Here is a 25702-nt window from a genome sequence, read left to right as displayed (position 1 = left end):
GGCCGGCCGCGCCTTGACCCAGGACATCCGCCAGCTCCTGCTCGCCGCCTTCGATGTCGAGCACCGGGAACACGTCGCGGCGATCCGCGGGGCGCTCGGCAGCGCCACGCCGGATTGGAACGACGTGTTTCGCCGGGCCCACAGCCTGAAGGGGGCGTCGCGCGCCGTCGATCTGCCCGCCGTCGAGGCGGTCGCGCACCGTCTGGAGACGCTGTTCGAGAAGGTCCGGACCGGCGCCGCCCTCGACCGGGAGGCGGCCAACGCGGTCCACCTCGCCCTCGACCGAATCGAGAGTTACGTCGCCGGCCTGCAGGACGGCGTCGGGCCCGACATGCCGGCGGACGCCCTTTCGGCCCTTGGGCAGGTTCTCGGGCGGCAGGGCGAAGCGGCTCCCGCCGAACCGGTCGCTGCATCGCGAGACACTCCGCCTCCGTCCGCCGCTCCGACTTCCGAGCCTGCCCCGAAGCCGGCGGCCGAGCCGGCCGATCCCGGTGCCGTGCTGCTGCGGGTTCCCGTGGAGGCCGTGGAGGCGATGGCTCGGGCGAGCCACGATCTCACGAGCACGCTGGCCAGCCGCACCTCGGCGGCCGACAGCCTCGCCCGGCTGGCCAGACTCGCCCGGGGCCTGCGCGCCAACGCGGAAGCGCTCGCCGCCGGGGCGGACAGCGACGGGACCGCGTTGCGCGCCTTCGCGGCCGAGATCGGCGCCTTCGCCCGAGAGGCGTCGGACCTGTCCCGGCGCCACGCGGTGGCGAGCAGCGCCATCGACGGGGCCGCCGCTCAGGTCCGCGCCGCCGCCGAGCGCCTCGCGTTGGTGCCCGCCGAGACGGTTTTGGCCCCGCTGGCGCGCTCCCTGCGCGAGACCGCCCGGGAACAGGGCCGCGAGGTCGATCTCGACCTGCGCGGCCTCGACCTGCCGGTCGAGCGCGGTACGCTCCAGGCGCTCAAGGACCCGCTGCTCCACGCCCTGCGCAATGCCCTGAGCCATGGCTGGCAGAGCCCGGAGCAGCGCCGCGCCGCCGGCAAGCCCGAGGCGCTGGGGCTCGGCCTGGAGGTGGCGGTGCGCGGCGCCCGACTTTCCGTCACGGTGTTCGACGATGGGCCGGGGCCGGATCTGGCCCGGATCGAGGCCACAGCCCGGGCACGCGGTCTCCTCGCCCCGGAGGCGGTCGCCGATCCCGAGACCCTGCTGCGCCTCGTCTTCGAGCCTGGCTTCTCCACCGCGGAGGCGGTCGATACCCTGTCGGGCCGCGGCTACGGACTCTCGGTGGCGGCCGATGCGGCCCGCCAGCTTCTGGGCAGCGTCCGGCTGGAGCCGCGCACCCCCTTCGGCACCGCTCTGATCTTCAGCCTGCCGCTCTCGGCGGCCCGCCGCAGCCTGCTGCTGGTCGAGGCGGGCAAACGCACCTACGCGCTGCCGGGCAATGCCGTGGAACGCCTGTTGCGCCTGAAGCGGGCCGAGATGCCGGTGGCGATGGGCCGACCGATCCTGCGCCTCGGCACCGGCGATGCGGCCACGAGCCACCCGGTGACCGACCTCGCCGCGATCCTGGGCGAGGCCACCGATTCGGATGATCTCGAAGCCTTGCACGCCGTGGTGCTTCGAGCAGAGGGCGGCCGCTTCGCGATCACCGTCGACCGCCTGCACGATGTCCGCGCGCTTCTGGTCCTGCCCGCCCCCGCCTTCGGAGCCGATCCGGGCCTCATCGCGGGCACGGCGGTTCTACCAGGAGATATCCCGGTGCTGGTCCTGGACCCCGAAGGTCTCGCGGCGCGCGCGGCTGTCGCACCACCGTCCGGAACGATGGGGCAGGCGCAACGTTCGACGACACGTGATCCCGCACCGCGGGCCGCTGCGCGGGCGACCATTCTGGTCGTCGATGATTCGATCACCACCCGGACGTTGGAGAAGGGCATCTTGGAAGCGGCCGGCTACCGTGTGGTCGTCTGCGTCGACGGTCAGGACGCCCTCGACCGGCTGCGCGCCGAGGTCGAGCCCGTGGACCTCGTCCTCGCCGACGTGGAGATGCCGCGCCTCGACGGGTTCGGCCTGCTCCAGGCCCTGCGGGCCGACCCGCGCTTCGCCCGGTTGCCGACGATCCTGATGACCTCCCGCGGCGACGCAGCCGACGTGGCCCGGGGCCTCGACCTCGGCGCCGACGCCTACCTCACCAAGCAGAAATTCGACCAGCGTCAGCTGCTCGATACGATCGGGCAGTTCCTGTGACCCCGGTCCGCGTCATGCTGGTGGAGGATAGCCTCGTGGTGCGCGAGCTGTTGCGCCACATCGTGTCCCGCGATCCCCGGCTCGAGATCGTGGCCGCGGTCGCCTCCGGCGAGGAGGCGTTGGCCAGGCTCCAGAGCGTGCGCCCGGACGTGATATCCATGGATATCCGCCTGCCCGGCATCGACGGGCTGGAGACCACCCGCCGGATCATGGCCGAGCATCCGACCCCGATCGTCGTGGTGGCGGATTCGGTCGAGGATTCCTCATTGCGCATCTCGATGAACGCGCTGCGCGCCGGCGCGCTGTCGGTGGTCGAGAAGCCGGTGGCCACGACCCATGCGGGCTACGAGGCCGTCGCGGGCGAGATCTGCACGCAGTTGCGGATCATGGCCCAGGTGCCGGTGATCCGCCGTCGGCCGATCGGTACCGAATGGGCGGGCCGCACGGCTGCGGCTTCCTACGCGCCACCGTTCGAGCTGCCGGGCCTGGCGCCGAGCATGCTTGGAATCGCCGCCTCCACGGGCGGCCCCCCGGCGCTCGCCCGGGTCATCGGGGCGCTGCCGCGGGACTTCTCGCTGCCCGTGCTGGTCGTCCAGCATATGGGCCCCGCCTTCATGGACGGGTTCGCGAACTGGCTCGACAGCGTCGTGACCCTTCCGGTCAGCATCGCCCGGGACGGGGAGCGCGCCGAGCCCGGGCGGGTCTACGTCGCCCCTGGCGACCGGCACCTGGAACTCGGGTCCGGGCGGATTCTGCGGGTGGTCGACGCGGCACCGGTCTCGGGCCAGCGCCCGGCCGCCACCGTGCTGTTCCGCTCGATGGCCCGGCAGGCCGGGGCGTCGGGGATCGGGGTGTTGCTCACCGGCATGGGCGAGGATGGGGCGGTCGGCCTCGCCGATATGCATAAGGCCGGCGCCCAGACGATCGCCGAGCACGAGAGCACCGCGGTCGTGTACGGCATGCCGGCGACGGCGGTACGCCTGGGGGCCGCCCGCTCGATCCTGCCCTTGGATCGCATCGGCGACCACGTCCTGCGCATCGTGGGGCCGGGGGCGCGGCCGTGATCGGACCTGAGACCGGCCCGCCCGAGGGACCCGCCCGGATTCTGCTGGTTGAGGATTCGGAGACGCAGGCTCTGGAGTTCCGCCTGCTTCTGGAGACGCACGGCTTCGCGGTGGAGCGCTGTGCCTCGGCCGAGACTGCCCTCGACCATCTCAATCGCCAGCAGCCGGACCTCGTGGTGGCGGATTACCACCTGCCGGGCATGAATGGCGACGAGCTGATCCGGCAGATGCGCCTGTCCCTGCGCACCCGGGCATTGCCGGTTCTGATGCTGACCGGTGGAAACGGCGGCGAGCGCCAGGGTCTCGAAAGCGGCGCCGACGCCTACCTGCCGAAATCCGCCGACCGCGACCTGATGATCCTGCGTATCCGCGCTCTGCTGCGCGAGCGCCGTCCGGCCGGCGACAGTGAGGGCCCCGGCGCTGCCGCCTTCCGGCGGGGGCGGATTCTCGTGATCGACGGCAGCGCCACCTATCGGACCTTCCTGGCCGGCCTGATGGCACAGGACGGGCACCATGTGGCGAGCGCCAACGGGCCTGAAGCCGCGCTCGCTGCCCTGGACGCCGCCGAGGGCGAGCCGTTCGACTGCGTGACGGTCGATCTCCTCGGCCACGCCTATGACGGGCTCGCTTTATGTCGGGCGATCAGCCAGCGCCGGGCAGGACGGGCGGCCGGCGCCGGCTTCCACCTCGTCGGGATCGCGGGCAGCGACCCGGCCAAGGATTTCCTGGTCGACGCCTTCGCGGCCGGCGCCGACGACGTCATCGCTAAGACCGATGCCGAGGTGCTGGCGCTCCGGGTGCGCGGCTTCGTGCGCCGCCGCCTGCTCGAGGAGGACGACCGGCGCATCGCCGGCCAGTTCGGCGAGCGCGAGCGGGCTGTGGAGCGCGCCCGCGCCGAGGCCGAGGCCTCTGAAGCTCGGGCCCGCCTCGCCGACGCCCTGGAGCGGGCCAACCGCGACCTTGCCAATGCCAACCGGCAGCTCACGGATGCGCAGGCCAAGCTGGTTCAGGCCGCCAAGATGGCCTCGCTCGGCGAGTTGGTGGCCGGCATCGCCCATGAGATCAACAACCCGCTGGCCTTCATCCTGGCCCATCAGGGTACGGTGGAGCGCCTCCTCGGCGAGTTGCCGGAGGCCAGCCCGGAAGCCGCCGCCCGCGCGGTCGAGAAGGCCCGCCAGCGGGTCGGCTCGATGCGGATGGGGCTGACCCGGATCCAGGATCTGGTGCTGAACCTACGGAAATTCTCGCGCCTCGACGAGGGCGAGCGGGCCCTCGTCAATGTGCCGGAGGCGATCGAGACCGTGCTGGCCCTGATCCAGCACAAGCTCGGCGACCGGATCACGGTTGAGCGGACCTTTGGTGGCCGGGCGGAGATCCACTGCACCCCGGCTCTGCTCAATCAGGTCGTGATGAACATCCTCGGCAACGCCGCCGACGCCATGCCGGAGGGCGGCACGGTTCGGATCGACACCCGTTCGGCCCCGGAGCTTGACGAGATCCGGATCAGCGATACGGGTCCGGGAATACCAGAATCCTTGCGTGAAAAAATCTTCGAGCCCTTTTTCACGACGAAGCCGGTCGGTTCCGGTACGGGGCTCGGTCTTGCGATTGCTTACAGTGTCGTTCAAGCGCATAGCGGCTCGCTCACCGTAGAGACGGCCCCGGGTGGGGGAGCCTGCTTTGTGATCGGGATCCCGCGGCAGGCGGCTGGTACATGAGTGACGGTACGGCAGGTGTGGGGACGATCCTGGCCGTCGATGACGAGCCGGATATCCTGATCGCCCTGGAGGATCTGTTCGAGGATTCCTACCGGGTGCTGACGACCGCGCGTCCCGCCGAGGCGCTGGAAATTCTGCGCGCGGAGCCCGACATCGCCGTGGTGCTCTCGGACCAGCGCATGCCGGGGCTGACCGGCGACGCGCTGCTGGCTGAAGCCCGCACCTTCCACGATGCACAGGCGATCCTGCTGACCGGCTATGCCGACATCACGGCGGTAATCGCCGCCCTTAACCGCGGCGGCATCGTCGGCTACGTGACGAAGCCCTGGGATGCGAGCCTACTGCGCTCCACGGTCCGGCAGGCCTTCGAGCGGCACCACCTCGGCCGGGGCCTCGCGACCGAGCGGGCGCTGCTGCGCGGCCTGCTGGACCATGCCCAGGACGCGATCAGCTTCAAAGATGCCCAACGCCGCTTCGTTCGGCTCAATGCCCGCAAGGCAGCCCTCCTGGGCCATGACATCGCGGCCTGCCTCGGCCGACGCGAGGAGGAACTCGCTGGGACCCGGGGCGCGGCGGTGATCGAGGCCGACGCGGCGGCGATCCGGGCCGGCACGGTGGCCGAGACGCTGGTCAGCGACGGACCGACCGGGGCCGAGCAGTGGCGCTATGTGACCCGGGTCCCGATCCGCGACGTGGGCGGTTCGATCAGCCACCTCGCGGTGATCGAGCGGGACGTGACGGAGCAGCGGACCCTGGAGGCGCGGCTGCGCCAATCCGACAAGATGCAGGCTCTCGGCACCCTGGCGGGCGGAATCGCCCACGACTTCAACAACCTCTTGACCGCGATCCTCGGCAGCCTGGAACTCGCCGCCCCGAAGGTCGTCGACCTGCCCCGGGTCCAGCGGCTGATCGAGAATGCCCGTGGGGCGGCCGAGCGCGGCGCTTCACTCACGAAGCGGCTCCTCAGCTTCAGCCGCGCCCACGACCTTCAGGCTCGGGCGGTGAATGTGAACGCCCTGATCGTCGGGATGAGCGACCTGTTCGGCCGCAGTCTCGGGGGCCTCGTCACCGTGCGGACCGATCTGGAGGACGGTCTGCCGGCGGTGCAGGTCGATCCCGAGCAGCTCGAACTGGCAGTGCTGAACCTGTGCATCAACGCCCGGGACGCGATGCCCGAGGGCGGTGCCATCACGGTGGCGACCCGGCGGCTCGACATCACCGCAGACCCCGAGATCGGAGATGGCGCCTACCTTGGCCTCAGCGTCACCGACGAGGGCACCGGCATCCCGGAAGAGATTCTGCGTCGGGTCTGCGAGCCGTTCTTCACCACCAAGGCGGTGGGCCAGGGAACGGGGCTCGGGCTCGCCATGGTGTTCGGCCTCGCGCAGCAATCGAAGGGTCGCCTGGCGATCGACAGCGAGGTCGGCCGGGGGACACGGGTCGAACTGGCCCTCCCCTTCGCCGCCGCGGCGCCCCGGCAGGCTACCGAAGTGGCCGGGGCGGCGCCGGTAGCCGGGCGGCGAGCCCGTGTCCTCATCGTCGACGACGACCCGCAGGTGCGGCATGTGACGGCCTCGTTCCTCACCGGGTTCGGCCACAGCACCACGGAGGCGGGCGACGGCGATTCGGCCTTGCAGCACCTCCAGCGCGACCGCTGCGATATCGTCGTGGCCGACCTCGCGATGCCCGGCATGAGCGGCGTCGAACTCGCCGCTGCGATCCGCGACCGGTATCCCGGCCTGCCAGTCCTGATCCTGACCGGTCACGCCGACGCGATGCAGATCCCCGAGGATCTGCCAGTCCTGTCGAAGCCGTTCCGCTCGGCCGACCTTGCCGGCAGGGTCGCGACGCTCCTCGATGCAGCGGATTCGGGATCCTGCTGAAACGGCCGGGAAACAGTCGACTGCAGGCCCATAGTTCTTCGTGGGAGCCGGACGCTCCCGGGTACCGAAGAGGAGGTGGACCATGAGCAATCACGGCATCTTCCCGCGCCTACCGGGTGATGACGACCCGGACCGGGATGGTCCACCGGACGAGATTCGGCAGGGATAGGAGTTTTCGGAACGCGGCGCGGTCGAGTTCCGGGTTCCAGCTGTAAGGGGCCGACCTTGTGAGCTCCCGCTGACCTTCCAGAACGTGGAGCCTGCTTCAGGCCCGTCGGCGCAAGCCGGCGGGTTTTTTCGGCTGCGTCGTTGCACGTGCCGCGACCGACGACCGCGCGACGTCGCGAAACAGAGCGCCTCCGCGGCTTGCCTGATGCCGATTCCAACGACGAAGCGTTGAAACGCAAGACGCCGCCCCGGAGGTTCCGGGACGGCGTCTTGAAAAGCCTGAGCGTCGGGGACGCTCCAGATCGGATCAGGCGGCCTCGGCAACCTGACTCGGACCGGAATCCTTGCCGCGGGCCTCGAGGTCCCGATCCACAAACTCGATCACTGCGAGCGGGGCGTTGTCACCCTTGCGGAAGCCGGCCTTCATGATGCGGAGATAGCCGCCCGGACGACCCTGGTAGCGCGGGCCGATCACGGTGAAGAGCTTCTTGACCATGTCGTTGTCGCGCAGCTGCGCCATGGCGAGACGGCGGGTGTGCACGCTGTCGATGCGGCCGAGGGTTACGAGCTTCTCGACGACGGGACGCAGGTCCTTCGCCTTCGGCAGGGTCGTGACGATCTGCTCGTGCTTGAGCAGCGCGACCGACATGTTGGCGAACATCGCCTTACGATGCTCGGCAGTGCGGTTGAAACGACGGCCGCGATAACCGTGACGCATGGTGCTGGCTTCCTTTTCATCTCGGCCGCCGTGCCACGGTACGGCCGGGTGCCTCATTGAGGCTGTTGCTTGCTGTCCGCTTGACCCCGCGGCGGGATTTCTAGGGACTTCGCGTCAGCACCGCGAAGTCCCGGGATTGAATCGGCCAAACAAGAAGCGCCGTGGAGCGCCGACCCCGTTCAGCCCGAGGCGACTTCGCCTTAGTAGTGCTCTTCGAAGCGCTTGGCGAGATCTTCGATGTTCTCCGGCGGCCAGCCGGGGATGTCCATCCCGAGGTGCAAGCCCATGCCAGCTAGCACTTCCTTGATCTCGTTGAGCGACTTGCGGCCGAAGTTCGGGGTCCGCAGCATTTCGCCCTCGGACTTCTGGATCAGATCGCCAATGTAGACGATGTTGTCGTTCTTCAGGCAGTTCGCCGAACGGACCGAGAGCTCCAGCTCGTCCACCTTCTTGAGCAGCGCCGGGTTGAAGGGTAGCTGCGGCGCAAGCGGCGCAGCTTCTTCCTTGCGCGGATCCTCGAAGTTCACGAAGACCTGCAGCTGGTCCTGGATGATGCGCGCGGCGTAGGCCAGCGAATCCTCCGGCGAAACCGCACCATTGGTCTCGACCGTCATGGTCAGCTTGTCCTTGTCGAGATCCTGGCCCTCGCGGGTGGTCTCGACGCGGTAGCTGACCTTGGTCACCGGAGAGAACAGCGCATCCACCGGGATCAGGCCGATCGGGGCGTCCTCGGGGCGGTTGCGCTCGGCCGGGACGTAGCCCTTGCCGGTGGCGACCGTGAACTCCATCCGGATCTCGGCGCCGTCGTCGAGCGTGCAGATCACCAACTCGGGGTTCAGGATCTGGATGTCGCCGACCGTGCCGATGTCACCCGCTGTGACGAGGCCCGGGCCGGTCTTGCGCAGGGTCATGCGCTTGGGCGCATCGGTCTGCGAGCGGATCGCGATGGTCTTGATGTTGAGGACGATGTCGGTGACGTCCTCGCGCACGCCCGGGATCGACGAGAACTCGTGCAGCACGCCGTCGATCTGCACCGAGGTCACGGCCGCGCCCTGGAGCGACGACAGGAGCACCCGGCGGAGGGCGTTGCCCAGCGTCGTGCCGAAGCCACGCTCGAGCGGCTCGGCGACGACCGTGGCGACCCGCTTGGGGTCGTCGCCGGTCGTGACCTGCAGCTTGTTCGGCTTGATCAGTTCCTGCCAATTCTTCTGAATGACCACGATCCTACCTTTCGTCCTTGCCGGGGAATCGCGACGCCCGTCCCCGCGCTTCGGCCGTCCGGCGCCGCCCCCTGGCGCCCCGAACGGTCCCTGAAATCCGTATTCGTCGTTACTCGCCGCCGACCCACAGAACCGGCACGAAGCTGTAGCCAGCCCCGTCCCGATCCACGTAGCCGAGCGCCGGGAATTCGAGATGGCCGCCGGCGATAAGCGTGCGCTCGCCAGCCACCTCGTTCAGGATCCGCTTGCGCGTCTCCCGCGCTTCATCGCCGTCGACATCGAACCCGACGCCGGCCTCCGGGTTCTTGAACTGGATCGCCGGCAAGTGCACCACGTCGGTCCACATCAGCAGCGACTGTCCACCGGAGACGATGCGAAAACCGCAATGGCCCGGCGTGTGGCCGGGCAGATGGATCGCCGTGATCCCCGGAAGAACCTCGCCGCCCCGGTGCTCGCGAACCCGGCCGGCATAGGGTGCCAGCGCCTTGCGGGCGCCCTCGAAATAAGGTTTCGCCTCGTCCGGAGCCTTGGCCAAGGCCGCGTCTGGCAACCAATGGGCCGCCTCGTCGGCATGCAGCACGATCTCGGCATTCGGGTACCGCGCCGCGCCACCCGTCACGAGCCCGCCGACATGGTCGGGGTGAAGGTGGCTGACCAGCACCGTGCCGATCTCGTCCGGCTTGACGCCGGTGAGCGCCAAGGCCGCTCCAACCCGCCCGAGGGTCGGAGCCGGTGCGAGATCGCCGTAGCCCGTGTCGATCAGGGTCGGCTTGAGGCCGGGACCCGTGATCAAGAAGGCGTTCAGCGTGATCTTGGGCTGCTCGGTGCGGAAGCCCGCCAGCTGGAGCTGACCAGCCTCTTCCTTGGAGATGCCCGTGATGAGATCGAGACTGGCCTGAAACCAGCCGTCGTTCAGCGCGGTGACTGTGAGGTCGCCGAGAGTCCAACGCAGCACGCCCGGAAGCGGCTTCGATCCCGTCATGTGCTTCTCCACCACGCGGCTGCGATCAAACGCGACGGCGCTTGCGCGGCCGGCAGCCGTTATGCGGGATCGAGGTCACGTCACGGATCGAGGTCACCGTGAAGCCCGCGGCCTGAAGGGCGCGCAGCGCCGACTCGCGGCCCGAACCGGGACCCGACACCTCGACCTCAAGGGTGCGCATGCCATGTTCAGACGCCTTGCGAGCGGCATCTTCGGCCGCAACCTGGGCGGCGTACGGGGTCGACTTGCGCGAGCCCTTAAAGCCCATCGCACCGGCGGACGACCACGAGATGGTGTTGCCCTGCGCGTCCGTGATGGTGATCATCGTGTTGTTGAACGAGGCGTTCACGTGGGCGACGCCCGACACGATGTTCTTGCGTTCGCGACGACGGACGCGTTGAGGTTCCTTGGCCATTCTGGTCTCACTCTTCCTTCAAGCGCGCCCGTAATGCCAGGCGCTCGGGATTCTTTTTGGGACTTGGCCGATCCGCCCGTGCAGAGCCGTCGAGCCAAAGCCAGGCACTCCTGTGGGACACCCGGCGCGACGGGAAAGAGGCCGCGCGAAGACCGCCTCCGAACCCCAAAAATTACTTCTTCTTGCCGGCGATCGGCTTCGCCTTGCCCTTGCGGGTGCGGGCGTTGGTGTGCGTGCGCTGGCCGCGGACCGGCAGCTGCTTGCGGTGACGCAGGCCACGATAGGCGCCGAGATCCATCAGGCGCTTGATGTTCATCGAGACTTCGCGGCGCAGATCGCCCTCGACGAGATAGTCTCGGTCAATCGTTTCGCGGATCTGGAGAACTTCGGCGTCGGTCAGCTGGTTGACCCGACGCTCGGCGGGGATATTCACCTTTTGGGTGATCTCTTCGGCCTTCTTGGCGCCGATGCCATGGATGTACTGAAGCGCGATGACGACGCGCTTGTTGGTCGGGATGTTGACGCCTGCAATACGGGCCACAATCACACTCCATGTCGAGCCCGGCATGCCGGGCGGGTGTCATGCGCGTCCGGTGGAGGCCGGCCCCTGCGCACGTGAAACGACAACGCGGCCCGCGGGCGACCCTGGACAGGGTACCTCGAACCATCGGTCGGTTGGACGAAGGAGGGCCTGCTAGCGCGCGGGCGATCGGATGTCAACGAGGTGTCGGCGAGCCATGTGCCCGCATGCGTCGAACGCAGCACCTGAGACTGATCAATTCTGAGGAGCGACAATGGCGGTTTTGACCAGCGACGGCGCGACCCTGAGAGCCTTTGCCGATTCGGTGCTGCGCGCCGCAGAGGAGGTTCTGGAGGAGGTCTTACCCGTGACTCTCGCGGTGATCGGGGGTGTGCTTGCCGAAGCGGAGCCCGGATCCGTGGCGCTTCAGGACGCAGACGACGGGCTGCCCCTGCTTTGGGGGACCTTCGCTGGTCGCCGCATTGTATTCCGCTACAATCCAAGGACGGCGATGATCGAGCTGCGCGAAGACACCGCCGAGGGCAACCCGTACCGTTTGTTCGGCCACCGCGCGCTACAAATGGACATCGTCAATTTCTTCGGCAGCCTGCGCCGGGAGGGGCGGATCTGAAGCGCCGCCGGGGTCTCAGCGGAAGCCCTGGTTCCGCAACCGGCAAGTGCCACCCATATCCTGGTAGCCCGCTGGACAGCGACGGACGCACGCCCCCGCCGCGAATTTCAGCGGCGGCCTGCAAGCGTGGCGGAAGCGCTTCTCGCCGTACACGAAGGATTGGGCCGGGCTTTGTGCCAGGGCCGAACGGGGAGGAACAGCCGCCGCGATCAGGAGGATCGCGCTGGCGAGGTGTCGGAGCGTCATGGCGTTTCCCATCGAGGATGCGCCTTCCAACCCTCCGTCAAAGCAGAGGTTTCAGGTTCTTCGTATCACCACGCGTTCAACGATCGGCGGCGCTCAGGATGCCACCGGCTCCTCGTGCGGCTCAAGCACCGCCATTAGGTCAGCCGTGACCTTGTCAATCGGCTGCATGCCGTCGATCGTCTCCAGCATGCCCTTCTCGGCGTAATAAGCCGAGAGTGGCGCCGTCTGAGCGCGGTAGGCCTCCAGGCGCTGCTTGAACACCTCCGGCGTATCGTCCTTCCGCACGGCCTGGCCGCGAGCCAGTGTCTCGGCGGCACGTCGCTCGATCCGGCCGACCAGCGCGTTCTCGTCCACCTTCAGCTCGATGACGGCGGAGAGGTTCAAGCCCTTGCTGGCCAGCATGGCGCTCAGCGCCTCGGCCTGCGCGACGGTGCGGGGGAAACCATCGAGGATGAAGCCGCGGCGGGCATCCGGCTCCTCGATCCGGTCGGCGACGATCCCGACCACGATCCTGTCCGAGACGAGACCGCCCGATTCCATCACCGCCTTGGCCTCCAGGCCGACTGGTGTCTCAGCGGCGACGGCCGCGCGGAGCATGTCGCCCGTCGAGAGCTGCGGAATGCCGAAGCGCTGTACGATTCGCTCGGATTGCGTACCCTTCCCCGCACCGGGCGGTCCGAGCAGAATGATGCGCATGGCGTTGTCCTCGTTCGGCCCACGCTCAGTGAGCTCTATCCGCCGTGGCGAAGCCTCCCTGGCATCGCCGGATTTGGGAATGGTCTAACGGGTCGCGGGTGCGCTGGCACCCGGACCTTTGGGCCAGAGGCGGGAGAAGTCTTGGCTCCGGCGCGTCTCTGTATCAGCCTCAGCGCCGGCGTTGCGTGGTCGAGGCGCCGCGCAGCTTGGCCTTCTTCACCAGACCCTCGTACTGATGCGCCATCAGGTGCCCGTGGATCTGTGCCACCGTGTCCATCGTCACCGACACCACGATGAGCAGCGAGGTGCCGCCGAATCCGAGGCTCGCCGCCGCGTAGGACGACAGGATCTCAGGGCACAGGCACACCAGGGTCAGGTACAGCGCGCCGATCACGGTGATGCGGGTCAGCACCTTGTCGATGAAGGCAGCGGTGCGCTCACCCGGGCGGATGCCGGGGATGAAGCCGCCGTGCTTCTTCAGGTTGTCGGCTGTCTCCTGCGGATTGAAAACCACCGCGGTGTAGAAGAACGTGAAGAAGATGATCAGGGCCGCATAGAGCACTAGGAACAGCGGCGTTCCGTGGCCGAGATAGGCCGTGATTGTGCCGAGCCAGCCGGCAGCGCCGCCGTTCGCCGAGAAGCTTGCGGCCGTGGCCGGCAGCAGCAGCAGAGACGAGGCGAAGATCGGCGGGATCACGCCGGCGGTGTTGAGCTTAAGTGGCAGGAACGAAGTCTGGCCCTCGTACATCCGGTTGCCGACCTGACGCTTCGGGTAGTTGATCAGCAGCCGGCGCTGGGCCCGCTCCATGAACACAATGAAGTAAACCAGCGCCACCGCGGCCACGCCGACGCCCAGGATGATGATCGGAGAGAGTGCGCCAGTGCGGCCGAGTTCGAGGGCGCCCGCGATCGCCACCGGCAGATGGGCGACGATGCCGGCGAAGATGATGAGCGACGAGCCGTTGCCGATGCCGCGCGAGGTGATCTGCTCGCCGAGCCACATCAGGAACAGGGTGCCGCCGGTCAGCGTGATCACCGTCGAGGCCAGGAAGAACGGGCCGGGGTCGATCGCAGCCGAGGAGCCCTGAAGGCCGATGGCGATGCCCCAGGACTGAACCAGCGCCAGCACCACCGTCAGGTAGCGGGTGTACTGGTTGATGACCTTGCGGCCTGACTCGCCCTCCTTCTTCAGCGCCTCCAGGCTCGGGATCACCGAGGTCAGGAGCTGCACGATGATCGAGGCCGAGATGTACGGCATGATGTTGAGGGCGAAAATCGCCATGCGCTCGACGGCACCGCCGGAGAACATGTTGAACAGGCCCAGCACGCCGCCCGCCTGCTGCTGGAAGTTGCGGGCGAACTGCTCCGGATCGATGCCGGGGATCGGGATGTACGTGCCCAGCCGGAACACCACGAGGGCGCCGAGCGTGAACCAGATGCGCTTCTTCAGCTCATCGGCCTTGGCGATCGCACCGAAGTTGAGGTTGGCGGCAAGCTGCTCGGCGGCTGAGGCCATAAGCGTCGCGTCCTGGACATGTCGCCGGGCGGAGGATGCCCGGATGAAACGAAAAACGGCGGCCCGCGTGGTCGCAGGGCCGCCGCTCGAAGGATCGGCTTAAAGGGTGCGCCGGGCCCGTGCAACGGGTCCCGGCGTCGCCCCTTCGCGTCCGTCAGGCCGTGGCCGCCTCGCGGCTGCCGCGGGTGGAGGCACCCTGGGCGTAGACGGTGGTGACCGAACCGCCGGCTTTCTCGACCGCCTCGACGGCGGACTTGGAGGCGCGGGTGACCTCGAAGCTGAGCTTCTCAGTCAGCTCGCCGACGCCGAGCAGCTTCACGCCGTCGCGGGGACGGGCGATGATGCCGGCGGCGACCAGGGTCTCGACCGTGACGGTCGCGGCCTTGTCGAGCTTGCCAGCGTCAACTGCCTCCTGGATCCGCCCGAGGTTCACCTCGTTCAGGTCCTGAGCATAGAGGTTGTTGAAGCCGCGCTTCGGCAGGCGACGATGCAGCGGCATCTGACCGCCCTCGAAGCCCTTGATGGACACGCCGGTCCGGGCCTTCTGACCCTTCACGCCGCGACCCGCGGTCTTGCCCTTGCCGGAGCCGATGCCCCGGCCGACACGCATCCGGTCCTTGGTGGCGCCGGGATTGTCGCTGATCTCGTTGAGCTTCATCGGGACCTCCTCACGCCACGTCGCCGTGGACGCGCACGAGGTGCGCAACCTTGCGGATCATGCCGCGCACGGAGGGGGTATCCTCCAGCTCGGACACGCGGTGGAGCTTGTTGAGCTTCAGGCCGATCAGCGTCTGGCGCTGGCTGGCCTCACGGCGGATCGGCGAGCCGATCTGTTCGATACGGACGGTCTTCTGTGCCATCGGACCCTCCCTTACGCGACCGCGGCTTCGGATTGGTCGGCCGGATCGGCATCGCGGCGACGCGACTGGAGCGTCGACACCTTGATGCCGCGGCGGGCCGCCACGGAGCGCGGGCTATCCTCGTTCTTGAGCGCCTCGAAGGTGGCGCGCACGAGGTTGTAGGGGTTCGACGAACCCAGCGACTTGGCGACGACGTCCTGCATGCCGAGCGTCTCGAACACGGCGCGCATCGGGCCGCCGGCGATGATGCCGGTACCCTGCGGGGCCGCGCGGAGGATCACCTTGCCGGCGCCGTGACGACCATTGACGTCGTGGTGCAGGGTCCGGCCTTCGCGGAGCGAGACGCGGATCAGACCGCGCTTGGCGGCTTCCGTCGCCTTGCGGATCGCCTCCGGCACCTCACGGGCCTTGCCGTGGCCGAAGCCGACGCGGCCCTTCTGGTCGCCGACCACGACGAGGGCTGCGAAGCCGAAGCGACGGCCGCCCTTCACCACCTTGGCGACGCGGTTGATGTGGACGAGCTTGTCCACGAACTCGCTGTCGCGCTCATCGCGATCATCGCGGCGGCCGCGGCCCCCGCCTTCCCGTTCACGTGCCATGGTTTTACCTATTCATCTCACTGGCGCGGCCGGCGGGGCCGCTCGCTCGATTGATTGTCGAATGCCGGACACGCAGCGCACGTCCAGCCCGCCGTCGTTCAACGGTCCTGAATAGACGTGCCGTCGGCATCAGCGCCGAGGGCACGTCCAATAAAATCAGAACTCCAGGCCACCCTCGCGGGCAGCCTCGGCCACGGCCGCGACACGGCCGTGATAGATGTAGCCGGAGCGGTCGAAGATTACCTTCGTGACGCCCGCGGCCTTGGCGCGCTCGGCCACCAGCTTGCCCACCGCCTTGGCGGCGGCGACGTCGGCGCCGGTCTTGAGTTCGCCCTTGAGTGCTTTGTCGATCGACGAGGCGGCGGCCAGCGTCTTGCCGGCGACGTCGTCGATGACCTGCACGTAGATCTGCTTCGACGAGCGGAACACCGAGAGCCGCGGACGGCCATTGGCGGCCGCCCGCAGCGCGCGGCGAACGCGCGCCTTGCGGCGATCGAGGGCTTCGAGCTTGCGAGACATGATGCCCTCCTTACTTCTTCTTGCCTTCCTTGCGGAAGATGAACTCGCCCGCGTACCTCACGCCCTTGCCCTTGTAGGGCTCGGGTCCGCGGTAATCGCGGATCTCAGCGGCGACCTGACCGACCTGCTGGCGGTTGATCCCGGTGATCGTGATCTCGGTGGGCTTCGGGGTAACGATCGTGATCCCGGCGGGGATCTCATACTCGATGTCGTGGCTGTAGCCGAGCGACAGCTTGAGGGCCTTGCCGGCCATCGCAGCGCGGTAACCGACGCCGGTGATCTCGAGCTTCTTCTCGAAGCCCTTCGACACACCCTCGACGATGTTGGCGATCTGCGCCCGCGACGTGCCCCACAGGGAGCGCGCCGGCTTGGACTGGTTGACGGGCTGCACCTCGATGGCGCCGTCCTTCATCGCCACGTTGACGAGCGAAGGAACGACGAACGAGAGTTCGCCCTTCGAACCCTTCATCTTTACGGTCTGGCCAGTGACGGTGGCGGTAACGCCGGCCGGCACGGGGACCGGCTTCTTGCCTACGCGAGACATGGGATAACCTCCTTATGTCCCGATCAGAACACGGTGCAGAGCACTTCACCGCCGACGTTGCGCTCGCGCGCCTCGTGGTCGGCCATGACGCCCTGCGGGGTGGAGACGATGGTCACGCCGAGGCCGTCGGCCACGTGCGGCAGATCACCAACCGACGAGTAGACCCGGCGGCCCGGCTTCGAGACGCGCTTGATCTCACGGATCACCGGGCGCCCGTCGTAGTACTTGAGCTCGATGGCGAACTCGGTGCGGCCGTTGCCAAGGTCTGTGGCCGCGTAATCGCGGATGTAGCCCTCGGACTTCAGCACGTTCAGGACGTTGGCGCGCAGGCGCGAGCCGGGTGTCTGAACGACGTTGCGACGGCGCAGCTGACCGTTGCGGATGCGGGTGAGCATGTCGCCCACGGGATCGTTAACCATGGGGACCTCCTTACCAGCTCGACTTGACCAGGCCGGGGATCAGGCCCCGGTTGCCAAGCTCGCGCAGCGCCACGCGCGAGATGCCCATCTTGCGATAAAAGGCGCGCGGGCGGCCGGTCATGCCGCAGCGATTGCGGATGCGAGTGGCCGACGAATTGCGCGGCAGTTCCGCGAGCTTGAGGCGCGCCTCGAAGCGCTCCTCCATTTCGAGGCCATCGTTGTTGGCGATCTCGAGGAGCGCCTTACGCTTGGCTGCGAAGCGCTTCACCAGCGCCTTGCGAGCCTCATTCTTCTCGACTGAGCTTTTCTTCGACATGTGGTCTATCTCCGGTGTCCGCGTCTGAAGCCCGAGGGCTTCACTGCCGGAACGGGAACTGGAAGGCGGCGAGCAGGGCCTTAGCCTCGGCATCGGTCTTGGCGGTGGTCGCCACGACGATGTCCATGCCCCAGGTCTGCTCGGCCTTGTCGTAGGAGATCTCCGGAAACACGAGGTGTTCCTTGAGACCGAGCGCGTAGTTGCCGCGGCCGTCGAACGAACGCGGGTTCAGGCCGCGGAAGTCACGCACGCGCGGCAGCGCGATGGTGATCAGCCGGTCCATGAACTCGTACATGCGCTGCTTGCGCAGGGTCACCTTGCAGCCGATCGGCATGCCCTCGCGAACCTTGAAGGTCGCGATGGCCTTGCGAGCCTTGGTGATGACCGGCTTCTGGCCGGCGATCAGGGCGAGGTCGCCCGCAGCCACGGACGCCTTCTTGGAATCCGCGGTGGACTCGCCGACGCCCATGTTGATCACGATTTTCGTGATCTGCGGCACTTCCATCGGGTTCTTGTAGCCGAACTGCTCGATCAGCTTCTGGCGCACCACCTCGTCGTAGTGCTTGCGCATACGCGGGGTGTAGGCGTTCTTGTCGGCCTCAGCCATCGATCTGATCCCCCGTGGTCTTGGCGAACCGGACCTTGCGCCCGTCTTCGAGGATGCGGAAACCCACGCGGGTCGGCTTGCCGTTGGCATCCGCGACCGCGATGTTCGAGAGCTGGATGGCGGCCTCCTTGGAGATGATGCCGCCTTCCTGGTTCTGGGTCTGCTTCTGGTGCTTCTTGATCAGGTTTATGCCGCGCACGAAGGCCCGGCCTTCCTTCGGCAGAACCTGGATCACCTCGCCCGAGCGACCCGAGTCGCGGCCGGTGAGCACGACGACCTTGTCGCCCTTCTTGATCTTAGCAGCCATTACAGCACCTCCGGAGCCAGGGAGATGATCTTCATGTGGTTCCGGGCGCGCAGCTCGCGCGGAACCGGTCCGAAGATACGGGTGCCGATCGGCTCCTTCTGATTGTTGATCAGGACCGCAGCATTCTTGTCGAAGCGGATCACCGATCCGTCGACGCGCTTCACGGCCTTGGCCGTCCGAACGACGACCGCCTTCATGACGTCGCCCTTCTTGACGCGACCGCGCGGGATCGCCTCCTTGACCGAGACGACGATGACGTCGCCCACGCCGGCATATTTACGCTTCGACCCGCCGAGGACCTTGATGCACATCACACGGCGTGCACCAGAGTTGTCGGCAACGTCCAGATTCGTCTGCATCTGGATCACGTGCGTGACTCCTTGTTTCAGGCGGGTTTCCGCACGCGGACGGTATTGCCCGGCGGACGACGCCTGATGGGGATCTGATGTCCCCGGCTCATGTGTTCGACCGCGCTGGCGGTGTCTGACGACACCGGCGCGGTCACCGCGTTCACAGGGTGCGAGCACCCATCGAAATTGTCGCGAAGGCCGGGCGGATACTACGGGCGGCCCGGGAAGGCAAGCCGAGCGGCAAGAATTTCGGCGTGACGGGTCAGAACGCGCCCCTCCCCCAGTCGCATTCCGCTGGCGGCCCATGCGCCCGGGACAGGGTGCTGAAGTTGGTTCTGCAACGAACTCTATGCCCGACCGGCAACGCGACAAGCGAGTCTGCGTCAGGTCTGAGCTCCAGGCTCGGTCGCCGAAGCACGGCGACACAACAGGAAGGGCCGGTGCGCAGAACTGCGCACCGGCCCACATCTCACAAACGCAGTCCGATCAGGCGGGCTGGCCGGCCGATTCGAACAGGAAGCCGTCCAGGCTGGGAATCGTGACCGCTGCCCCGCTGGCGGGCTTCGACAGGCGCCACGGCCGCTCGCCCCGTGCGCGGATCGCCTCCGAGGGGCGCAGGCGGCGCATGGTGCCGTCCTCCCGCATCTCCTCGATCCCCAGGAAGCCGTAGACCTGAAGGCGGGACGCCGTGAGCTTGGTCGCCCGATCCTCAGCGGCCAAAACCATGCTGCCGGTGGCGTAGACGGCGTCCAACAGGGAACGCTGCTCGCTGCGGCGCCGATCGCGCGCCTCCCGCTCGCCCGGTGCCTGGGCAGGAAGGGGCCGCCGGAACGGAACGACGTTGCTGACCGCGACGCAACCCATACGCAAGACCCTCGACGCGAACTGGGGGCGGCCCGGCCACCCGTTGATCGCGACACTTCGACGGTTTGCTTTAAACTTCCGTAGACCATCGCGCGGCGCCCCTGCCCCGATCCGGCACGCCGGGGCGTCATGCAGGCGTGCAGCGCCTTAGCCACGAGGGCCGCCGGGCCCCCTGGGGCAGCGCCGCCGCCAGCCGATCGAGGGCCAGGCAGAGCGCACCTGAGACGGCCCCGACGAACAGAAAGATCTCGGTCGGGTAGACCATGGCGCGGGTGTTCACCTACGCGGCCACGAAGGACAGTTCTGGCACGCCGATCACTCAGGCGAGCGACGTATCCTCGATCAGCGCGGTCCATTGATTGACGAAGGACGGCGCCATGGCGCGCAGGGCCTGCGGCAGGACGATGACGCGCAGCACTTGCCCGCGGCCGAAGCCGAGCGCGAGACCGGCTGCCCACTGGCCGATGCTCTCGATCCCGGCCGCGACTCCGCAAGCGAGGTAGGCACCGCCGACGAGCGAAAGCGCCGCCGCCACGGTGCCGATCTCCGGAACCGACACGTCGAACTGGATCGGCAGCAGAAAGTAGCTTCAGTCGGCAAGCATCAGGATCGGAATGGCCCGGAAGAAGCCGAGACCGAGGATCAGTGCCCGCCGCCCTGCGCCCGCGCTCATCGCGAGCCCAACGCCAAGCAAGAGTCCGAGCGCTGCCGAGGCGACACCGGACAGCCCGGAGAGAATCAACGTCAGCGCAAGACCGCCGATCGGCCCGTCGAGCCAAGCCCCGACCAGAAGGTAGCCGAGATTGTCTGTGATGACCGCGAGGTTCATGCGCGCGAGTCCGGCCTCGGCGCGCGGCGGACCCGGGCCTGCCCGGCCGCCTCCACCAGCGCGACGGCGCCGATATAGAGGAGCGTCGCGATGCCGAAGGCCTGGAAGGCCTGGAAGGCCTCGGTCTCCACCTGATGAGAGGCGTAGGACAGTTCGGCGAGGCCGGTCGTCATGGTCAGCGACGTGTTCTTGATCCTATTGAGGTACTGGATCGTATTGAGGTACTGGCCAACGATCGGCAGCCACGCGATCCGTAGCGCCTGCGGCAGGACGATGTGGCGGAAGGCCTGGACCGGCGTGAGGTCGAGGGCCAGGGCCGCCTCCCGTTGAGTTGACCGCACGCCGTTGATTCCGGCGCGTCCCTCCTCTGCGATATAGGCGCCCGCATAGACGGTCGGGCCAACGAAGCCCGCAAGCGTCTCGTAGGCGGGCCAGCTGAGGGCGGTAGGCCCGATGTCGAGAATGCGGGGGTGTTGAGCCACGCCGTCATCCCGCCCGGCAGCAGGGCCGCGACCGCGAAGCACCAGACGAACAGCTGGACCAGCAGCGGCGTGTTGCGCACGAGGCCGACGAAGCCCGCCACCGCGCGTCGCGATCCAGAGCCGCCTATCTACTGCGGGCCTCAGGCCCCGAATCCCAGCACCGTGCCGCTACCGCACACGGCCGCCGGCACGGTCAGGGTGACCTCGAAGCCCTGCAGCAGCCAGCGGAGGTAGCGCGGCGCCAGAAAAGGCCGAACAGGCTCACGGCGCCGATCCGCTCTGTCGTGCTCACCGATTCGGAACAGGCACGGCAGCGGCTGCTCGGTGTCTGGGCCGAACCAGCGGTCGTAGATCGCCGCCGCCTCTCCACTCTTCTCAAGATCCCGCAGGATCTCGTTCACGAGGTCCCGTAACCGGGTCTCTCCCTTCGGAATCCCAACGCCGATATCGTCGTTCGAGATGCTAAAGGGCGGGATCTCGTAATTCTGCCGATCCGGCACCTTCGCCAGCAGCCCGACAAGCTTCGGCCCGTCCTGGGTGATCGCATGGACGTCGCCATTGCGCAGGGCCGTGAACGCGAAGGGCGTGTCGTCGTCAGTGACCACCGTGGCCTACGGGAAATCCCTCGGCGCCGATGCGCAGGCCGTTGCGCTGATCGGGCGCCGACAGCGTGCCTTTCTTGGCTGGGAACTGCTGGCCGGAGGCAAAGCACGGGATACTGAGATCAAGCTGCTTGGCCCGCTGGTCGGTGATGGTGAAGTTCGCCAGGACGAGATCGCTCTTGCCGGAGGTCAGCGGTGTGATCCGATTCGCCGGGTTGGTGGGGCGCACGTCGAGCTTCACGCCGATCTTGTCGGCGACGGCCTGGGCGAAATCGTCGTCGAGCCCAACGATCTCCTTGGTGGCCGGGCCGAAGAAGCCGAAAGGCGGATTGCTGTCGAAGGATGCGGCCCGCAGGACACCGGCCATGTTGATGTCATCAAGCCGATCGGCCTAGGCCGCGCCCACCGACAGCCGGGTTGCTAGGGCGAGAACGGAGAGGCGGCGCATACAAAACGCCCAAACCGATTCGGCCTCGGGCCGGATCCATGCCGGACATTTTGGGGTGCTGCACCTCCCTCGAACGGGAGGAACGGTGACCCTCGATCGCGTGAAAACGATCGCGCGAAGATCCATCGAAGAACTCCGCACCTCGTCCAAGCGAACGGCGGCATGATTCTCGAAGACGCACACCGGAATCAACGGACGAGCTTTGCGTTCTTCAGAGGCAGGAGAGAATGAATTGTCACGTGGTGAGCCACCGATGCTGCTGATGTTTTTCGCCGCTGAAACACACGCTTCGCAGTACCTGACCGAAACACCAGGCCGATCAAACCGTTGGGATTGCCCGCGGCGACGCGCTCGACGGTCGATACGAGCTGACGATCCGTTCGCCGCGGGCGGGGCCACGCCTTGACCGAACTTTAACCTCCTGCGCGGCGCAGATTTCTCCCGCCGATGCATTGACCTGTCGCGCAACCGCGGCTAGAAGCGCGCCACTTCGGATGGCCATCGGCTGCCGCCGGCTCTTCGGATTTGCTTCCGGATGCCGCCGTCATCGCTCCGCGCTCCGAGGAATCAAATCGCCTGACGCTCTAAGTCAGATCCGTAGGTACGAGCGCGTTCGTTTTCGGGCGTGCTCCTCTGCCCACACCGCGCCGAGGGGCTCTGACCAGCCCTCCGGCGCATATTCGTATTGCGGACTGCTCTTCGCGGTCCGGACCTAGGTGACCGAGGAAGAGGGCACAGGATGCCGACGATCAACCAGCTGATCGCCCAGCCGCGGAAGATCCAGCGGAGCCGCAATAAGGTTCCGGCGCTTGACGCTTGCCCGCAGAAGCGCGGCGTCTGCACCCGCGTTTACACGACGACCCCGAAGAAGCCGAACTCGGCGCTTCGTAAGGTCGCCAAGGTGCGTCTCACCAACGGCTTTGAGGTGATCGGCTATATCCCGGGTGAAGGCCACAACCTTCAGGAGCACTCCGTGGTGATGATCCGCGGTGGTCGCGTGAAGGATCTTCCGGGCGTGCGCTACCACATCCTGCGCGGCGTGCTCGACACGCAGGGCGTGAAGAACCGGAAGCAGCGCCGGTCGAAGTACGGCGCCAAGCGGCCGAAGTAAGGTTCGAGTCCGAAGCAAATTTCGCTTCGGGCCACGATTTCCACGGCCTCGTAAGGATGCCGCCGGCCCTCGGGCTCAGGTGGCCTGCGCGGGGCGCTTAAGACCATATTGTTCGAGAGCTGAAGCCAATGTCCCGTCGTCACTCAGCAGAGAAGCGCGAAATCATCCCGGATCCGAAGTACGGGGATGTGGTGCTGACGAAGTTCATGAATTCCATCATGTACGAGGGCAAGAAGTCGACCGCTGAGCGGATCGTCTACGGTGCCTTCGACATCGTCGAGAACCGTGCCCGCGCGAACCCGATCGAAGTGTTCCGCGCCGCGCTCGACAACGTCGCCCCGATGATCGAGGTCCGCTCCCGCCGCGTCGGCGGTGCGACCTATCAGGTCCCGGTCGAGGTGCGCACCGAGCGTCGTCAGGCTCTGGCGATCCGCTGGCTGATCCAGGCCGCCCGTTCGCGCAACGACCGGACCATGATCGAGCGCCTCTCCGCGGAGCTGCTCGACGCCGCCAACAACCGCGGCAACGCCGTCAAGAAGCGGGAAGACACGCACCGGATGGCGGAAGCCAACCGCGCCTTCTCGCACTACCGCTGGTAAGCGGTTCCGCCGTCTCTCAGGAGCAATCCGATGCCCCGCACGCACGCGATCGAGGACTACCGCAACTTCGGCATCATGGCCCACATCGATGCCGGCAAGACCACGACCACGGAGCGGATCCTCTACTACACCGGAAAGTCCCATAAGATCGGCGAAGTCCATGAGGGCGCCGCCACGATGGACTGGATGGAGCAGGAGCAGGAGCGCGGCATCACGATCACGTCCGCCGCGACGACGTGCTTCTGGCGCGACAAGCGCCTGAACATCATCGACACCCCCGGCCACGTGGACTTCACCATCGAGGTGGAGCGTTCGCTCCGCGTGCTCGACGGCGCAGTGTGCGTGCTCGACGGCAACCAGGGCGTCGAGCCGCAGACCGAGACCGTGTGGCGTCAGGCCGACAAGTACGACGTGCCGCGCGTGGTGTTCGTCAACAAGATGGACAAGATTGGGGCCGACTTCTTCAAGTGCGTGGCCGATATCATCGGCCGCGTTGCTGGCAAGCCGGTGTGCCTGCAGCTGCCGATCGGTGCCGAGTCCAACTTCCAGGGCGTCATCGACCTCATCAAGATGAAGGCGATCGTCTGGTCGGGTGAGGCGCTCGGCGCTAACTTCGATGAGACCGAGATCCCGGCCGACTTGCTTGATCAGGCGGTCGAGTATCGCACCAAGCTGGTCGAGGCCTGTGTCGAGCTCGACGACGAAGCCATGGCCGCCTATCTCGACGGCACCGAGCCGAGCCAGGAGGCGATGCGCGCTCTGGTGCGCAAGGCCGTGCAGCTGCGCGCCTTCCACCCGGTGCTCTGCGGCTCAGCGTTCAAGAACAAGGGCGTGCAACCGCTCCTCGACGCCGTCGTGGATTACCTGCCCTCCCCGGCCGACCGCGGCGAGATCAAGGGTATCGACTTCAAGACCGAGGAAGAGATCGTCCGTCACCCGACGGATTCGGATCCCTTCTCCATGCTCGCCTTCAAGATCATGGACGATCCCCACGTCGGCACGATCACCTTTTGCCGCGTGTATTCGGGCAAGGTCGAGTCGGGCGCCAACGTGCTCAACTCCTCGCGCGACAAGAAAGAGCGCGTTGGCCGCATGCTGCTGATGCACGCCAACAACCGTGAGGACATCAAGGAGGCCTTCGCGGGCGACATCGTGGCGCTCGCCGGCCTCAAGGATACCCGCACGGGCGACACCCTCAGCGATCCGCAGAAGGTCGTCATCCTCGAGAAGATGGAATTCCCGGAGCCGGTGATCGAGATCGCCGTCGAGCCGAAGTCGAAGGCCGACCAGGAAAAGCTCGGCATCGCTCTGGCCAAGCTCGCCGCGGAGGATCCGTCCTTCCGGGTTTCCACCGACCAGGAATCCGGCCAGACCATCCTGCGCGGGATGGGCGAGCTACACCTGGACATCAAGGTCGACATCCTGCGCCGCACCTACAAGGTCGACGCGAATATCGGCCAGCCGCAGGTCGCCTACCGTGAGAAGCTGACCCGTCGGCAGGAAATCGACTACACGCACAAGAAGCAGACCGGCGGTACCGGCCAGTTTGCCCGCGTGAAGTTCATCGTCGAGCCGAACGAGCCGGGCGCCGGTTTCTCGTTTGAGTCGAAGGTCGTCGGTGGTTCGGTGCCCAAGGAGTACATCCCGGGCGTCGAGAAGGGCTTGAACTCGGTACTGGGTGCGGGCGTGCTGGCCGGCTTCCCGGTGGTCGACGTGAAGGTCGAGCTGATCGACGGCGCCTACCACGATGTCGACTCGTCGGCGCTGGCCTTCGAGATCGCCTCTCGGGCGGCGCTTCGCGAGGCTCTTCAGAAGGGCGGATCGGTTCTGCTCGAGCCGGTGATGAAGGTCGAGGTCGTCTCGCCGGAAGAGTATACCGGTTCGGTCATCGGCGATCTGAACGCCCGTCGCGGCCAGATCCAGGGCCAGGACATGCGAGGCAATGCCAACGTCATCAACGCGATGGTGCCGCTGGCCAACATGTTTGGCTACGTGAACCAGCTGCGCTCCTTCTCGCAGGGCCGCGCCAACTTCACGATGCAGTTCGATCACTACGAAGAGGTGCCGCGCGGCGAGGCCGACAAGGTCATCGCCAAGTACGCCTAAGGCTCACGCCGGAACCACCTCTTCTTCCGCAACACGATTTCGAATTTAGGAGGCTCTGATGGGCAAGGAAAAGTTCTCCCGCACCAAGCCGCACTGCAACATTGGGACGATCGGGCACGTGGATCACGGCAAGACG

General features: G+C 67.2%; 33 protein-coding genes. 8 read left to right on the top strand and 25 right to left on the bottom strand.

Annotated features, from left to right (window positions below; all coding sequences use genetic code 11):
- The first annotated feature begins 13 nt into the window (after positions 1–13).
- From OXS49_RS24765 to OXS49_RS24750, 4 genes are read left to right on the top strand one after another with little or no spacing between them, the layout of a single operon-like run.
- Entirely contained in the window at positions 14–2227 is a 2214-nt protein-coding gene (locus tag OXS49_RS24765; RefSeq protein ID WP_267427323.1) for a response regulator, read from the top strand.
- Between the two features lie 14 nt (positions 2228–2241).
- Positions 2242–3291 carry a chemotaxis-specific protein-glutamate methyltransferase CheB gene (cheB, locus tag OXS49_RS24760; RefSeq protein ID WP_267427322.1) on the top strand — a complete coding sequence of 350 codons (1050 nt, stop codon included), beginning with the start codon at positions 2242–2244 and terminating at the stop codon, positions 3289–3291.
- Positions 3288–5009: a response regulator gene (locus OXS49_RS24755; protein WP_267427320.1), complete on the top strand. Its 1722-nt coding sequence runs from the start codon at positions 3288–3290 to the stop codon at positions 5007–5009. The genes cheB and OXS49_RS24755 overlap by 4 nt, the downstream gene beginning before the upstream one ends.
- Positions 5006–6892 carry a response regulator gene (locus OXS49_RS24750; RefSeq protein WP_267427318.1) on the top strand — a complete coding sequence of 629 codons (1887 nt, stop codon included), beginning with the start codon at positions 5006–5008 and terminating at the stop codon, positions 6890–6892. Before OXS49_RS24755 ends, OXS49_RS24750 begins: the two co-directional genes overlap by 4 nt.
- Positions 6893–7367: 475 nt before the next feature.
- On the opposite strand, the gene rplQ is transcribed toward OXS49_RS24750, so the two are convergent.
- The 5 genes from rplQ to rpsM form a co-directional block, all read right to left on the bottom strand.
- Positions 7368–7778 carry a 50S ribosomal protein L17 gene (gene rplQ / locus OXS49_RS24745; RefSeq protein ID WP_267427321.1) on the bottom strand — a complete coding sequence of 137 codons (411 nt, stop codon included), beginning with the start codon at positions 7776–7778 and terminating at the stop codon, positions 7368–7370.
- A gap of 200 nt (positions 7779–7978) precedes the next feature.
- Complete coding sequence (locus tag OXS49_RS24740) at positions 7979–8998, bottom strand: DNA-directed RNA polymerase subunit alpha (RefSeq protein ID WP_243920233.1); 1020 nt, start codon at positions 8996–8998, stop codon at positions 7979–7981.
- 109 nt (positions 8999–9107) lie between these two features.
- Positions 9108–9980 (bottom strand): MBL fold metallo-hydrolase, encoded by an 873-nt coding sequence (locus tag OXS49_RS24735; RefSeq protein WP_267427317.1) that lies wholly within the window; start codon positions 9978–9980, stop codon positions 9108–9110.
- A 25-nt stretch (positions 9981–10005) separates the two neighbouring features.
- Positions 10006–10395 carry a 30S ribosomal protein S11 gene (gene rpsK, locus OXS49_RS24730; RefSeq protein ID WP_007557606.1) on the bottom strand — a complete coding sequence of 130 codons (390 nt, stop codon included), beginning with the start codon at positions 10393–10395 and terminating at the stop codon, positions 10006–10008.
- Between the two features lie 172 nt (positions 10396–10567).
- A complete protein-coding gene (rpsM, locus tag OXS49_RS24725) occupies positions 10568–10936 on the bottom strand; it encodes a 30S ribosomal protein S13 (RefSeq protein WP_012319166.1) in 369 nt (122 codons plus the stop codon).
- Between the two features lie 253 nt (positions 10937–11189).
- On the opposite strand from rpsM, the gene OXS49_RS24720 reads away from it, so the two are divergent.
- A complete protein-coding gene (locus OXS49_RS24720) occupies positions 11190–11546 on the top strand; it encodes a hypothetical protein (protein ID WP_243998613.1) in 357 nt (118 codons plus the stop codon).
- A 15-nt stretch (positions 11547–11561) separates the two neighbouring features.
- Here OXS49_RS24720 and OXS49_RS24715 read toward each other — a convergent pair whose 3' ends face one another.
- The 20 genes from OXS49_RS24715 to OXS49_RS24620 all read right to left on the bottom strand — a co-directional run bounded on the left by OXS49_RS24715 (position 11562) and on the right by OXS49_RS24620 (position 21669).
- On the bottom strand, positions 11562–11792 hold the full coding sequence (locus OXS49_RS24715) for a hypothetical protein (RefSeq protein ID WP_267427315.1): 231 nt from the start codon (positions 11790–11792) through the stop codon (positions 11562–11564).
- 93 nt (positions 11793–11885) lie between these two features.
- Positions 11886–12488 carry an adenylate kinase gene (locus tag OXS49_RS24710; protein ID WP_243998617.1) on the bottom strand — a complete coding sequence of 201 codons (603 nt, stop codon included), beginning with the start codon at positions 12486–12488 and terminating at the stop codon, positions 11886–11888.
- Positions 12489–12657: 169 nt separating this feature from the next.
- Positions 12658–14004: a preprotein translocase subunit SecY gene (gene secY / locus OXS49_RS24705; RefSeq protein WP_243998619.1), complete on the bottom strand. Its 1347-nt coding sequence runs from the start codon at positions 14002–14004 to the stop codon at positions 12658–12660.
- 154 nt (positions 14005–14158) lie between these two features.
- Positions 14159–14662 (bottom strand): 50S ribosomal protein L15, encoded by a 504-nt coding sequence (rplO, locus tag OXS49_RS24700; RefSeq protein ID WP_243998621.1) that lies wholly within the window; start codon positions 14660–14662, stop codon positions 14159–14161.
- Between the two features lie 10 nt (positions 14663–14672).
- Positions 14673–14864 (bottom strand): 50S ribosomal protein L30, encoded by a 192-nt coding sequence (rpmD, locus tag OXS49_RS24695; protein WP_020096280.1) that lies wholly within the window; start codon positions 14862–14864, stop codon positions 14673–14675.
- Between the two features lie 11 nt (positions 14865–14875).
- Positions 14876–15463, bottom strand: a complete 588-nt coding sequence (rpsE, locus tag OXS49_RS24690; protein WP_267427312.1) for a 30S ribosomal protein S5 — start codon at positions 15461–15463, stop codon at positions 14876–14878.
- Between the two features lie 156 nt (positions 15464–15619).
- A complete protein-coding gene (gene rplR, locus OXS49_RS24685) occupies positions 15620–15982 on the bottom strand; it encodes a 50S ribosomal protein L18 (RefSeq protein ID WP_010686176.1) in 363 nt (120 codons plus the stop codon).
- Positions 15983–15992: 10 nt separating this feature from the next.
- The gene (rplF, locus tag OXS49_RS24680) at positions 15993–16526 is read right to left on the bottom strand and encodes a 50S ribosomal protein L6 (RefSeq protein ID WP_243920245.1); all 534 of its coding nucleotides are present in this window, start codon (positions 16524–16526) and stop codon (positions 15993–15995) included.
- A 23-nt stretch (positions 16527–16549) separates the two neighbouring features.
- Complete coding sequence (rpsH, locus tag OXS49_RS24675) at positions 16550–16945, bottom strand: 30S ribosomal protein S8 (RefSeq protein ID WP_007557585.1); 396 nt, start codon at positions 16943–16945, stop codon at positions 16550–16552.
- Positions 16946–16955: 10 nt separating this feature from the next.
- The gene (rpsN, locus tag OXS49_RS24670) at positions 16956–17261 is read right to left on the bottom strand and encodes a 30S ribosomal protein S14 (protein ID WP_210034104.1); all 306 of its coding nucleotides are present in this window, start codon (positions 17259–17261) and stop codon (positions 16956–16958) included.
- 40 nt (positions 17262–17301) lie between these two features.
- The gene (gene rplE, locus OXS49_RS24665) at positions 17302–17868 is read right to left on the bottom strand and encodes a 50S ribosomal protein L5 (protein ID WP_243920249.1); all 567 of its coding nucleotides are present in this window, start codon (positions 17866–17868) and stop codon (positions 17302–17304) included.
- Entirely contained in the window at positions 17861–18175 is a 315-nt protein-coding gene (gene rplX, locus OXS49_RS24660; RefSeq protein WP_243920250.1) for a 50S ribosomal protein L24, read from the bottom strand. Before rplX ends, rplE begins: the two co-directional genes overlap by 8 nt.
- The gene (gene rplN / locus OXS49_RS24655) at positions 18175–18543 is read right to left on the bottom strand and encodes a 50S ribosomal protein L14 (RefSeq protein WP_007557579.1); all 369 of its coding nucleotides are present in this window, start codon (positions 18541–18543) and stop codon (positions 18175–18177) included. Before rplN ends, rplX begins: the two co-directional genes overlap by 1 nt.
- Positions 18544–19011: 468 nt before the next feature.
- The gene (locus OXS49_RS24650; RefSeq protein ID WP_243998624.1) at positions 19012–19389 is read right to left on the bottom strand and encodes a hypothetical protein; all 378 of its coding nucleotides are present in this window, start codon (positions 19387–19389) and stop codon (positions 19012–19014) included.
- Positions 19390–19516: 127 nt separating this feature from the next.
- On the bottom strand, positions 19517–19669 hold the full coding sequence (locus OXS49_RS24645) for a hypothetical protein (RefSeq protein ID WP_267427307.1): 153 nt from the start codon (positions 19667–19669) through the stop codon (positions 19517–19519).
- Positions 19670–19708: 39 nt separating this feature from the next.
- Positions 19709–19948, bottom strand: a complete 240-nt coding sequence (locus OXS49_RS24640) for an ABC transporter permease subunit (RefSeq protein ID WP_267427306.1) — start codon at positions 19946–19948, stop codon at positions 19709–19711.
- A 30-nt stretch (positions 19949–19978) separates the two neighbouring features.
- Complete coding sequence (locus OXS49_RS24635; protein ID WP_243998628.1) at positions 19979–20218, bottom strand: hypothetical protein; 240 nt, start codon at positions 20216–20218, stop codon at positions 19979–19981.
- Positions 20215–20700: a hypothetical protein gene (locus tag OXS49_RS24630; protein ID WP_267427305.1), complete on the bottom strand. Its 486-nt coding sequence runs from the start codon at positions 20698–20700 to the stop codon at positions 20215–20217. Before OXS49_RS24630 ends, OXS49_RS24635 begins: the two co-directional genes overlap by 4 nt.
- A gap of 140 nt (positions 20701–20840) precedes the next feature.
- Positions 20841–21305, bottom strand: a complete 465-nt coding sequence (locus OXS49_RS24625) for a transporter substrate-binding domain-containing protein (RefSeq protein WP_267427303.1) — start codon at positions 21303–21305, stop codon at positions 20841–20843.
- Positions 21295–21669 carry a transporter substrate-binding domain-containing protein gene (locus tag OXS49_RS24620; protein WP_267427301.1) on the bottom strand — a complete coding sequence of 125 codons (375 nt, stop codon included), beginning with the start codon at positions 21667–21669 and terminating at the stop codon, positions 21295–21297. The genes OXS49_RS24625 and OXS49_RS24620 overlap by 11 nt, the downstream gene beginning before the upstream one ends.
- A gap of 820 nt (positions 21670–22489) precedes the next feature.
- Between OXS49_RS24620 and rpsL the strand changes: the two genes are divergently transcribed.
- The 3 genes from rpsL to fusA all read left to right on the top strand — a co-directional run bounded on the left by rpsL (position 22490) and on the right by fusA (position 25566).
- Entirely contained in the window at positions 22490–22861 is a 372-nt protein-coding gene (gene rpsL / locus OXS49_RS24615) for a 30S ribosomal protein S12 (RefSeq protein WP_007557568.1), read from the top strand.
- 128 nt (positions 22862–22989) lie between these two features.
- On the top strand, positions 22990–23460 hold the full coding sequence (gene rpsG, locus OXS49_RS24610; protein WP_007557567.1) for a 30S ribosomal protein S7: 471 nt from the start codon (positions 22990–22992) through the stop codon (positions 23458–23460).
- 30 nt (positions 23461–23490) lie between these two features.
- Entirely contained in the window at positions 23491–25566 is a 2076-nt protein-coding gene (fusA, locus tag OXS49_RS24605; protein WP_243998632.1) for an elongation factor G, read from the top strand.
- The last annotated feature ends 136 nt before the right edge of the window (positions 25567–25702 follow it).

It is taken from the genome of Methylobacterium sp. GC_Met_2 (assembly GCF_026540795.1).
Taxonomy (GTDB): Bacteria; Pseudomonadota; Alphaproteobacteria; order Rhizobiales; family Beijerinckiaceae; genus Methylobacterium.
Note: the sequence above shows the minus strand (reverse complement) of the source record. Positions and strands in the feature narration are given on the sequence as shown.